An 11,289-nucleotide genomic window follows, 5' to 3' on the forward strand; every position below is an offset into this window, starting at 1 on the left:
TTCTGAGTGAATGACCGAGCAGGCAGTCCGGGCAGAAGGCGTGCAAGACGAGCACGCTCACCCGAGCGATCACTGGCTCGATGAGGTCACCGCGCCCACCGACCCGGCCTTCAGCGGGCTCAGCCGCCGCGCAATGGAATGGTTCGCGGGCCCGGCGCGCCTGTTGCGCCGCTTCTACTACTTTGCCTCCACTACCCCAGGCAAGCTTTTTACCGTCACCCTTATTCTCACCGTGGCCCTGGGCGCCGCCGGCTTATCGATGTCCCAGTCATCCGCCGCCCGCCACTCTGACCTGGATGAGCTGCTCAGCACCACCGAGCCGATGTCCAATGCGGCGCACCACCTTTATAGTTCGCTCTCGGTGGCCGATACCGTGGCCACCACCGGCTTCGTGCAGGCTGGCGTGGAATCGGAGCAAAACCACAATCGCTATAGTGAGGCCATCGATGCCGCCTCCATCGCGGCCACCGAATCCGTACTAGGCACCACGCAAGATGATGGCCGTGTGCGCGAGCTGGTGACCTATATCCAGCGCGAGCTTCCGGTCTACACCGCGATGGTGGAAAAGGCCCGCTCCAATCACAGGGCGGGCAATGCGGTGGCTAACTCCTATATGTCCAATGCCTCTGCGCTGATGCGCGAGCATATCCTGCCGGCCGCCTCCGAGCTTTTCCAGCTGACCACCGCGAAGGTCAATCAGCAGCAACAAAAGCTCACCTCCCCGCAGTGGGTGCCGCTATCCGGCCTGCTGGCCGCGCTTTTCTTCCTCGCCGTGGCCCAATGGTGGCTCTGGCGCCAGACTCGCCGGCGTTTTAATCGCGGCTTTTTAACTGCCAGCGTGCTGTTGTTCCTGGCCATTTCGTGGGTAGCGCTGTCCAACCTCGCCACCTGGTCCACCGGCCACCAAGGTTTTGAGACGGCCTCGCGCCCGTGGGATTCGCTAACGGCTTCGCGGATTGAGGCGCAACAGGCGCGCACCTCTGAGACCCTGGCGCTGGTGCTGCGTTCTTCCAAGGAGGATACGATGGTGCGCTTTTCCAGTTCGATTGGCTCCATCGAAACGGCCCTGGAGGATTATGAAAAGGCCCTCAACGATGAGGACGTAGAAGTCACCGACCCAGAGCTCATCCACAGCGCACGTGCCGCCGCTGAGCAGTGGCGTGGCACCCATGAAAAACTCATTGGCGCGCTGGAGGACGGCGACTATGACGAGGCCATCTATCAAGCCACGGCCACCGAACCCAAGGATGGCGAGATGACCGCGGCGCGCTCCTTTGACGAGCTTGACGGGGAGCTTTCCGAGCTTATCGGCCAGGCTCGCATCGCTATGCGCAGCTACCTGGAGCGCGGCCTTACCGCCATGACTGCGGTTTCTTCGGCCGTATTCCTGCTGACGCTGTGCGCCATTATCGCGGTGTGGCTCGGCATCCGCCCCCGATTGCAGGAGTACCTCTAATGCGCCGCCCACACGCCACCCTCGCTGTACTCGCCTGCCTGAGCCTCGCACTGCCGCTTGCCGCTTGCGACGTTCGCTCTACCCCGCCGCTGGAAGCACCTGCTGAGCACGCGCTGGATTCACGGCCGGGCCCACCGCTACCGGAGGGGGCAAAGATTGAGAAAGCCGGCTCTACTCCCCCACATCGCGCTAAGGATGAAGAGCTCAAGGGAAGCTACCGGCCGGACGATAAGAAGGCGAAGGACCGGGTACCGGACATCATGAAGCGTGGCCGCCTCATCGTGGGCGTGGACCGCTCCAATAACCTGATGAGCTACCGCGATGCCGCCACCGGAGATGTGCGCGGCTTTGAGGTGGACATAGCCCGCGAAATCGCCCGCGATATTTTTGGTGACCCGAATAAGGTGGATTTCCGCTTCGTGGAATCTTCCGAGCGCGTCGATGCCCTCAATGCCGGCACAGTGGACATGATTGTGCGCACCATGACCATCAGCCCGGAGCGCGAGCGCGAAGTGGCCTTTTCCATCCCCTATATGAGCACTGAAACCCGCATGTTGGTGCTGACTAGCTCGGGGATGAAATCGATCGAAGATACCGCCGGCAAGACCCTCTGCGGCGTCGGGGGTTCCACCGCGCTGGAAACCATCCGCGCCCACGCCCCCAAGGCCGATATCTTGGTTACCCGTTCCTGGGGAGACTGCCTCATGGCGCTGCAGCTTAACCAGGTCGATGGCATCGTCGTCGATGATGCCCTGCTTTCCGGCATGGCCGCTCAAGACTCCTATACCTCCATCGTCGGCGAGCCGCTGGAGACCGAAAATTACGGTGTGGCCGTGCGCCGGCCCAGCAAGCAGCACGACACCCGCCCGCTGCTGCGCCAGGTCAATTCCACGCTAGAGCGCATTCGCCGCGATGGCACATGGTCCACAATCTTTAATGAGTGGCTGGGCACCTACCTGGAAGAGCCCACGCTGCCGGCCGGGAAATACATCGAGGAGGACGCTAAGTCATGAGTCATAACCCGAACTTCAGCGATGACGAGCTGGAGTACATCGAGCCCGAAAACCTCGATACCCAACGCGCCTTCCGCCAGCCCACCAACGCGGCCAACTCCGCGCAAGAGCCTGATGCGCTTGGCGATGCCCCCTCGGACGACGGCCCAGCCACCGCCGCCGTTGCCTTCGACCCGTTTGGGGACGAGGACGAAGAAGGAACCGCGGCCGTGGCCTTTGATCCCTTCGCAGACGAGGAGTCCGGGGAGGAAACCGGCACCGCTGCTGTGGCCTTCGATCCGTTCGCGGACGAGGATGAAGATGACGACGGTTCCATCGACCCAGACCATATCTCCAGCTTGCTGGCGGACCTAGACAATATCCGCGCCCGGCGCGAACAACAAAGGGCGCACAAGTCCCAAGAGGACTCCTCACAGCGCTCGCGGCGCCGCGCCCTCGATACCTTCCGCGAACGCCGCGGCACCCACCGCACCGAGCGCCGCGTGGCCGATGGCATGGTGCGCCTGCCCTTTATCACCCCGTCCGAACCCACCGATGCCCTGATCGATCCGGCAGAGAAAACCGCCGGCAAAAAGATCCCGCCGCCGCAGCTGCAGCCCGGTGACGTGGTGGCCGGCCAGTATGAAATCTTGGGTGTTATCGCCCACGGCGGTATGGGCTGGATTTACCTGGCCAATGACCACTTTGTCTCCGGAAGAGTGGTGGTTCTCAAAGGTATGCAGGCCCAAAAATCGGCCGATGAAGCCGCCGCTGCAGTGGCCGAACGCGAGTTCCTCGCGGATATTACCCACCCCGGTATCGTCAAGACTTTCAACTTCATCGATGACGAGCGAGTGCCCGGTGGCTTTATTGTCATGGAGTACGTTGGCGGGCCGTCGCTAAGAAGCAGGCGCAAAAAGCAACCCGATAAGCTCCTGCCGGTTGATATCGCCATCGCCTATATTCTGGAAATCCTGCCTGCGCTGGAATACCTGCATTCGCGCGGAGTCGTCTACAACGACCTTAAGCCAGATAACATCATCGTCACCGAGGACCAGGTCAAGCTCATTGATTTGGGAGCGGTTTCCGGAATCGGCGCCTTTGGCTATATTTACGGCACCAAGGGTTACCAGGCCCCAGAGGTAGCCACCGAAGGACCCTCCATCGCCAGCGATATCTACACCATCGGCCGCACCCTGGCCGCGCTCTGCCTCAAGCTGCCTACTGAGGACGGCGTCTATCAGCCCGGCATCCCTACCCCCACCGAGGAGCCGGAGCTGCGCCGCTTCCTCTCGCTGTACCGCCTGCTCCAGCGCGCCACCGACCCGGACCCAAAGCGCCGCTTTACCTCCATCAAAGAGCTGCGCACCCAGCTCTACGGCGTTTTGCGCGAGGTCATTGCCATCCGCGACGGCCTCCAATACCCCTCCCAGCACTCGCTCTTTTCGCCACAACGTACCACCTTTGGCACCAAACACCTGGTCTTTCGCACCGACCAGCTTATCGACGGCATCGATCGCACCGTCCAAATCACCGCCCCCGAGGTCGTCGCCGCGCTGCCCACCCCGCTGCTGGACCGCGACGATGTGGGCGCCGGCCTCCTCCAGGGTGCATCCTATGCCGAGCCACAGGAAGCCCTGGAGACCCTCCGCCAGGCTATGCAGACGCCCGAGTATGAACACTCCGCCGAAATCCCGCTGGGCGTGGTCCGCTCCATGATCGACCTGGGCTATACCGGCCAGGCCCGCCAGTGGCTTAGCTCCATCGAAGACCGCCTTGGCCAAGACTGGCGTTTCCGGTGGTACGCCGGCATTACTGAGTTGCTTCACGATGACTACCGCGACGCCCAAAAATACTTCTCTACCGTCCTCGACCTCCTGCCGGGCGAGGCGGCCCCCAAGCTCGCCATCGCCGCCATCAACGAGCTCATTCTGCAACAGCTCGACTACAGCGATACCTCTCTCATTGACCCCACTGTGGCCCGTGCGTGCTCCAATATGCACTCCACCCTGGCCGATCTCCCCAACTCCGCCTTTGAGGGCCAACCCGAAATTTGGAACCACGTTACGGAGGACCCGGCCGCGCTGCGTTTTAACTCCATGCGCCTCTACGGGATCGTGTGGTCTACCAACCCCACCACCGTCTCCTCCTCCTTTGGCCTCGCCCGCCAGCTGCGCGCCGAAGGCCAGGTGGAGGTGGCTGTCGTAGTTCTAGACAAAGTTCCCAATGCCTCGCGCCACTACCGCATGGCCCGCTTGACGACGATCCTCCAGCTCATCGTCCACGACCTTTCCGAATCCCGCATTCGCCGCGCTGCCCGACGCCTCGAAGAGGTCCCCACCAACGAGCCGCGCTTCCTGCAGATCAAGATCGCCGTCATTTCCGCTGGCCTGAACTTCCTGCGCAATGCCGATCTTTCCCGCGCCGCTTCCCCCAACGATCTCTTTGAGTACGCCTTTACCCAGCGCGGCCTGCGCACCGGCCTGTCCGAGACCCTCCGCGCCCTCGCCCGCCAGGCACCGTTTAGCCGCCACCGCTACGCCCTCGTGGACCTTGCCAACCAGGTCCGGCCCGTCACTACCTTTTAGTCTGCTTTCTTACTATCAGCCAGGAGGGCGCAGAAAACTAAAGAAGGGCGCGTGGTCTTTTAAACCACACGCCCTTTTGTTCAAAATCCGGTCACTTCCACCGGAAGGAGGGACTGTTTTACTTGTAGAGCCCAGCCTCACGCGCCATAGCGGCGATTTCGGCGGACTTCTGAGCGATAGCTAGCTCCTCATTGGTCGGAACAACAAATACCTTGACTGGGGAGTCATCGGTAGAAATCATGCGCGGCTCATCGGAACGAACCAAGTTGCGTTCCTTATCAAAGTCAATGCCGTACATATCCAGGTTGTAGAGGGAATCCTGGCGGACCTCGGTATCGTTTTCACCTACGCCGGCGGTGAAAGTGATGGCATCAACGCGGCCGAGGGAAATCATATAAGAACCGATGAAGCGACGAAGCTGGTGGATGTAGATGTTATAGGCCAGCCAGGCGTCCTGGTCCTCGTTATCAATGCGCTCGCGCAGCGTACGGAAGTCATTGACGCCGGCGATGCCCTTGACACCAGATTGCTTATTGAGCAGGGTGTCAATCTCGTCCACGCTCATGCCAGCTTGGCGGACGAGGTGGAAAATGATGCCCGGATCAATGTCACCGGAACGAGTACCCATAGCCAGGCCGGCCAACGGGGTAAGGCCCATCGAGGTATCGATAGCGCGGCCGTTGCGGATAGCCGCCGCAGAAGCACCGTTGCCCAGGTGAAGGGTGATCTGGTGGGTGTGCATCGGGTCGCGGCCCAAGAGACCTGGCACCTGCTGGGAGACGAACTCGTGGGAGGTGCCGTGGAAGCCGTAGCGGCGGATATCGTACTTGGAGGCCACCTCATTATTGATGGCGTAGAGCGCGGCAGCCGGCGGCAGGGTATTGAAGAAGGCGGTATCGAAGACGGCAACGTGCGGGATATCCGGCAGCATCTTGCGAGCCACGCGAATGCCGTCCAAGTTTGCCGGGTTGTGCAGCGGCGCCAGCGGAATGAGATCTTCAATCATGGACTCGATTTGATCCACGATGAGCTGCGGCTCAGAGAAGAGGCGGCCGCCGTGAACAACACGGTGACCAACGGCGATGACGTCCACGTCGGTCGGGCCAACATTGTGCTCGCTCATGATGGCAAAGGCGCGCTCGAGGCCGAAGGAGTGGGTGGGGATCTCCACCTCTTCCTTATACTTCTCGCCGCCAGTCTTCACGGTGACAGCGCCGAGGGGCTCGCCAACCTGCTCGACCAAGCCAGAGACCAAGGGGGTGTCCTTGGCGCTGGACTCTGGATCGACCAGCTGGAATTTAACGGAGGAAGAACCTGAGTTAAGGACCAGAACGTATGACATTTATTTCTCTCCAGCCTGAATAGCGGTGATTGCAACGGTGTTGATGATGTCCGGAACGGTCGCACCACGCGACAAGTCATTAACCGGCTTGTTCAAGCCCTGCAGGATAGGGCCTACAGCGAGCGCACCGCCGGTGCGCTGTGCGGTCTTGTAGCCAATATTGCCGGCCTCAAGGTCCGGGAAGACGAAAACGTTTGCCTGACCGGCAACCTCAGAATTCGGCATTTTCTTAGCCGCAACTCCTGGGTCGCAGGCGGCGTCGAATTGCAGCGGGCCATCCACCTTGACGGAGGAATCCAGCTTCTTGGCTGCTTCGACGGCGGCCACTGCACGGTCAACGTCCGGGCCGGAGCCGGAGGTGCCGGAGGAGTAGGACAGCATGGCCACGCGCGGGTCGATGCCGAACTGGGAGGCGGTCTGTGCGGAGACGATGGCAATCTCGCCCAGCTGCTCGGCGGTGGGGTTCGGGTTGACGGCGCAGTCACCGAAGGCCCACAGGCGGCCGCGCATAACCATCAGGAAGATGGAAGAGACCACGGAGGCATTCGGCTTGGTCTTGATGATCTGGAAGGAAGGCTTAATGGTGTGCGCGGTGGTGTGAGCAGCGCCGGAGACCATGCCATCGGCCAGGCCCTTGTGCACCATCATGGTGGCGAAGTAGGAGATATCCTGCATTGTCTCGCGAGCCTGCTCGAGGGTAACGCCCTTCTTCTTGCGCAGCTCGGCAAAGTCAGCGGCGAATTCCTCTGCCAGTGGGGACTCGAGGTGATTGATGATATCGGCGCCGGACAGGTCAAGCTTGAGCTCTGCGGCGCGGGCCTTGATATCGGCCTCGTTGCCCAGGATGGTCAGCTTGGCAACCTTATCGCGTAGCAGCACGTGGGCGGCCTCAAGGATGCGGTCATCGTCGCCTTCTGGCAGGACGATGTGTGCACCTGCAGCGCGGGCCTGGTCAATGAGCTGCTTCTGGAAGAGGTCTGCGGACATGACCGGGGAGACGTCGCCAAGCGAGGCAAGTGCGCCCGGAACCGCTTCCAGGTCGGTGAAGATGCCAGCGACGGTGGCACCCAGGGATTCCGCATTGTGTTGCGCAAGTTCGCCGGTGCGCTGCGGTGCACCGGAAATGATGGCTAGCGGCAGGCCGAGGGCGGCGGCTGCCTCGGCATCGAAGGCGATATCGCCGGTACCCTGCGCCACGATGTTCTCGGCGGCAGGCGCGTTATCCAGGACGGCGCTGACGGTAGCATCGAAGTCTTCGAGGCGGATGAACTCCGCGCCCAGTTCTTGTGCCAGGGCCGGCACGTCGAGGCCATCGAAGCCCCGGCCAATAGCGCTAATAACTGCGGAATGGGATGCAGACATGCAAATTACCTTTCATTCACGGTCACTTGAACACAATTAACGCGCGTCATAACTTCATGTCATACGTCACAGTTATTAACACGCGGTGACTATTCCACTGTACGCGATTTACCCCCTCCTATGCCCTATCGTGACCTCCCTAGACTGGGGTTAGTAATGCTGTGGTTTTTATCGCATAGTGACCGCGTAGAATATGCAGTAAAACGAAAGAAAGGACACCTACAACACATGACTACCCCCGTGCGCGTCGCCGTGGTCGGCTCCGGCCCGGCCGGCATCTACGCCTCTGATCTTCTAGTGAAATCCGACCTCGATGTGCAGATCGATCTTTTTGAAAAGATGCCGACGCCGTTCGGATTGATCCGCTACGGCGTGGCACCGGATCACCCGCGCATTAAGGGCATTGTGCAGTCCCTGCACAACGTTATGGAAAAAGAAGATATCCGCTTCCTAGGCAATATCGAGGTGGGCAAGGACATCACCGTCGAGGAGATGCGCGAGTATTATGACGCCATCGTCTTCGCCACCGGTGCTACCGCCGATAAGCACATGGGCATCCCAGGTGAGGATCTCAAGGGCAATCACGGCGCAGGCGAGTTTGTGGGCTTTTATGATGGCAACCCCAACTTCGAGCGCGATTGGGATCTCTCGGCAGAATCCGTTGCCGTCGTCGGCGTGGGCAATGTTTCCCTCGACGTCTCCCGCATCTTGGCCAAGACCGCAGATGAGCTGCTGGTTACTGAGATCCCGGATAACGTCTACGCAGCGCTGAAGAAGAACCGGGCCAAGGAGGTCCACGTATTTGGCCGTCGCGGTCCAGCGCAGGCTAAGTACACGCCAAAGGAGCTCAAGGAGCTGGACGAATCCCCGACCATCGAGGTCATCGTCAACCCCGAGGACATCGAGTATGACGAGGCTTCTGTAGAGGCCCGCCGCGCTGCCAAGTCCACCGACTTGGTGTGCCAGACGCTGGAGTCCTACGCCATGCGCGAGCCGGGCGATGCCCCGCACAAGCTTTATATCCACTTCTTCGAGTCCCCGGTAGAGGTACTGGGCGAGGACGGCCACGTCACCGCCATTAAGACCGAGCGCACCGAGCTCAACGGCGATGGCTCCGTAACCGGTACCGGCAAGTTCACCGAGTGGCCGGTGCAGGCGGTGTACCGCGCGGTGGGCTACCACCCGCAGTCCGTCGACGGCGTACCTTTCGACGAAACCCAGGCCACCATGCCCAACGATGGCGGCCACGTGCTGGCCAATGTCGATGGCGAGAAGATCCCCGGCCTCTACACCACCGGCTGGATCAAGCGCGGCCCGGTGGGCCTCATCGGCAATACCAAGTCCGATGCCAAGGACACCACCACCATGCTCATCGCGGATTACAAGGCCGGCGATTTGGAGCCTGCCACCAAGCGCGATCCGCAGGACATCCTGGATTTCTTGGCCTCCCGCGATATCGCCGTGACCACCTGGGAAGGCTGGCACCGCCTGGATGCCGCTGAGCGTGCCGCCGGCGAGGCCCACGGCCGCGAGCGCATCAAGATCGTCGAATGGGACGAGATGGTTAAGCACGCCGGCCCGCAGGCCTAACCCGTGCCGCATGTCATTTCCGCCGCGCCCTTGGGGCAGCTGGCGGCCCTGGACGTCCATCAGCTCTATAAGCTGCGGGTGGACGTCTTTGTCCACGAGCAGCGCTGCCCGTATGCCGAGATTGACGCCACCGACGCCGATTCCCAGACCATACACCTACTGGCCTGGGACGCGGACAGCCACGAGCTGCTCGGCACGGCCCGCGTCTTTCCGGCTGCGCCTGCCGACGCCACGCCTGCCGGAAACGGCGCACAAATCGGCCGCTTCGCGCTCGCGCCGGCCGCGCGCGGCACGGGACTCGGCCGCGAGCTACTCCAGGCGGCGATAGACCTTGGCGAGCGCATGCGCCCAGGCCAGCCGCTCTATCTGGAGGCGCAGGCCGGCCTAGTGGACTACTACGCTTCCTACGGCTTCACGCCGATTGGTCAGCCTTTTGATGACAAGGGAGTCCCCCACCAGCCGATGCTGCGACCCGCTTCTTAGTCGGCGTCGTCCACGCCGGAGGCAAGCTTCGGGTCGAGCTCCACGCCGCCCTCGTACTCCACGACTTCGATATCGGGGACATTCTCGGCCTCTGGATCGATGCCGCGGGCACCGCCTTGCGCCAGCAAGCCCGGCGTGGAGGTCACCTCGATCTTATGCGCCGCCAGCGCCGCTCGATCGCGCGCTTCTTCCACGTTTTCTGCAGTAGAAGAGACCAATCCCATGCGGCGGCCCTTGTAGGCATCGGGCTTGCCAAAAAGCCACACATCCGTTTCTGCATAGCTAAGGGCGGAGGCGATGCCGGTATAGGCGACGTCGGCAAGCTGCTCATCCGCATGGACCACCACGCTGGCGCCTGGGGTAACCAAGGTGGCGTCGATGGGGTAGCCCAAAATCGCGCGCGCGTGCAGGTCAAACTCGGAAAAGCGCTGCGTGTAGGCGGTAAGCATCGCTGTATCCGAGGGTCGCGGGGACACGGAAGAAAAGTACACGTCATCGCCGGCGACGAAGAGCTCCACGCAGTACACGCCGCGCCCGCCCAGCTCATTGGAAATGCGCGCGGCCACCGAGCGCGCATTCTCCAGCGCAATCTCGCTCATGCCGGTAGGTTGCCACTCCTCCACGAGGTCACCACGCTCATGGCGGTGGCCGATAGGCTCGCTAAACCACGTGGCCAACTTGCCGGTGGCCGGATCGATAGAACGGATGGCCAGCAGGGTAACCTCAAGGTCAAAGTCCACGAAGCGCTCGGCCACCACGCGCTGCGAATCCGAGGACACGCGCCGCACGGTCTCCCATGCGGTGCGCACATCCTCCTCGTCGCGAGCAATCATGTGGCCCTTGCCGGAGGTGGACACATCCGGCTTAATGATGCACGGAAAACCCAGCTCCCCCACCGCCTCTTCCAGCTCCTCCACGGAGCTAGCAAAGCGATACGCGGAAACCGGCAGCCCAATATTCTCCGCCACCTCGCGCACGCACTGGCGGTCCTGCGTCATGGCGCAGGCGCGGGCGGAGGGGACCACGATGGCGTCGCTATGCGCCTCCATCTCCTCCAGCGCCTCTACCGCAACGGTTTCTACCTCCGGAACCACAAAATGCGGCTGAATCTCTTGGGCCAGCTGCAGGATGCGCCCGGCGTCCTTGATATCTGCGACGTAGCTATACTGCGCCACCTGGTGCGCCGGTGCACCCGCATACGAGTCCACCGCGTGGACCTCCAAGCCCAGGTTCTGGAAGGACATGGCCAGCTGCTTGCCCAGCTCGCCCGAGCCCAACAGCAATACCTTGGTGGCATTGCTGGTCAGCGGCGTGCCAATATGACCGGCGATCTCGCCTGGATTATCCATGAAAATGCTCCTTCTAAGCCGCAGGCAGCGGCGTTTACTGCCCTAAATTATTTCATATTTAGGCCCCAACCCCACCACCTACATGCCAGGTGAGCCGGATAAGCAAAAGCGCCCTGTGGGCAATTCC

Annotated in this window: 8 protein-coding genes; 5 read left to right on the forward strand and 3 right to left on the reverse strand. The window is 61.7% G+C overall.

Translation table 11 applies throughout. The annotated features are described in order from the left end of the window. Nucleotides 1-10 precede the first annotated feature (10 nt). From L8V01_RS10010 to L8V01_RS10020, 3 genes are read left to right on the forward strand one after another with little or no spacing between them, the layout of a single operon-like run. The gene (locus tag L8V01_RS10010; protein WP_269946911.1) at nucleotides 11-1,456 is read left to right on the forward strand and encodes a hypothetical protein; all 1,446 of its coding nucleotides are present in this window, start codon (nucleotides 11-13) and stop codon (nucleotides 1,454-1,456) included. Continuing rightward, entirely contained in the window at nucleotides 1,456-2,469 is a 1,014-nt protein-coding gene (locus tag L8V01_RS10015) for a glutamate ABC transporter substrate-binding protein (protein ID WP_269946912.1), read from the forward strand. The genes L8V01_RS10010 and L8V01_RS10015 overlap by 1 nt, the downstream gene beginning before the upstream one ends. Beyond that, on the forward strand, nucleotides 2,466-5,036 hold the full coding sequence (locus tag L8V01_RS10020; RefSeq protein ID WP_269946913.1) for a serine/threonine protein kinase: 2,571 nt from the start codon (nucleotides 2,466-2,468) through the stop codon (nucleotides 5,034-5,036). The genes L8V01_RS10015 and L8V01_RS10020 overlap by 4 nt, the downstream gene beginning before the upstream one ends. 118 nt (nucleotides 5,037-5,154) lie before the next feature. Here L8V01_RS10020 and L8V01_RS10025 read toward each other — a convergent pair whose 3' ends face one another. Then, the gene (locus L8V01_RS10025; RefSeq protein ID WP_269946914.1) at nucleotides 5,155-6,378 is read right to left on the reverse strand and encodes an acetate kinase; all 1,224 of its coding nucleotides are present in this window, start codon (nucleotides 6,376-6,378) and stop codon (nucleotides 5,155-5,157) included. After that, the gene (pta, locus tag L8V01_RS10030) at nucleotides 6,379-7,740 is read right to left on the reverse strand and encodes a phosphate acetyltransferase (RefSeq protein WP_269946915.1); all 1,362 of its coding nucleotides are present in this window, start codon (nucleotides 7,738-7,740) and stop codon (nucleotides 6,379-6,381) included. A gap of 228 nt (nucleotides 7,741-7,968) precedes the next feature. Here pta and L8V01_RS10035 point away from each other — a divergent pair, with 228 nt between their 5' ends. Together L8V01_RS10035 and L8V01_RS10040 are read left to right on the forward strand one after the other, a co-directional pair. Continuing rightward, on the forward strand, nucleotides 7,969-9,330 hold the full coding sequence (locus L8V01_RS10035) for an FAD-dependent oxidoreductase (RefSeq protein WP_269946916.1): 1,362 nt from the start codon (nucleotides 7,969-7,971) through the stop codon (nucleotides 9,328-9,330). A 3-nt stretch (nucleotides 9,331-9,333) separates the two neighbouring features. Further along, a complete protein-coding gene (locus L8V01_RS10040; RefSeq protein WP_269946917.1) occupies nucleotides 9,334-9,813 on the forward strand; it encodes a GNAT family N-acetyltransferase in 480 nt (159 codons plus the stop codon). Here the strand turns inward: L8V01_RS10040 and purT are convergent. Beyond that, nucleotides 9,810-11,162, reverse strand: coding sequence for a formate-dependent phosphoribosylglycinamide formyltransferase (purT, locus tag L8V01_RS10045; protein WP_269946918.1), 1,353 nt, complete (start codon nucleotides 11,160-11,162; stop codon nucleotides 9,810-9,812). The genes L8V01_RS10040 and purT overlap by 4 nt on opposite strands. Between the last annotated feature and the right edge of the window lie 127 nt (nucleotides 11,163-11,289).

Origin of the sequence: Corynebacterium curieae, from assembly GCF_027570035.1 — a bacterium.
Classification (GTDB): Bacteria; Actinomycetota; Actinomycetes; order Mycobacteriales; family Mycobacteriaceae; genus Corynebacterium; species Corynebacterium curieae.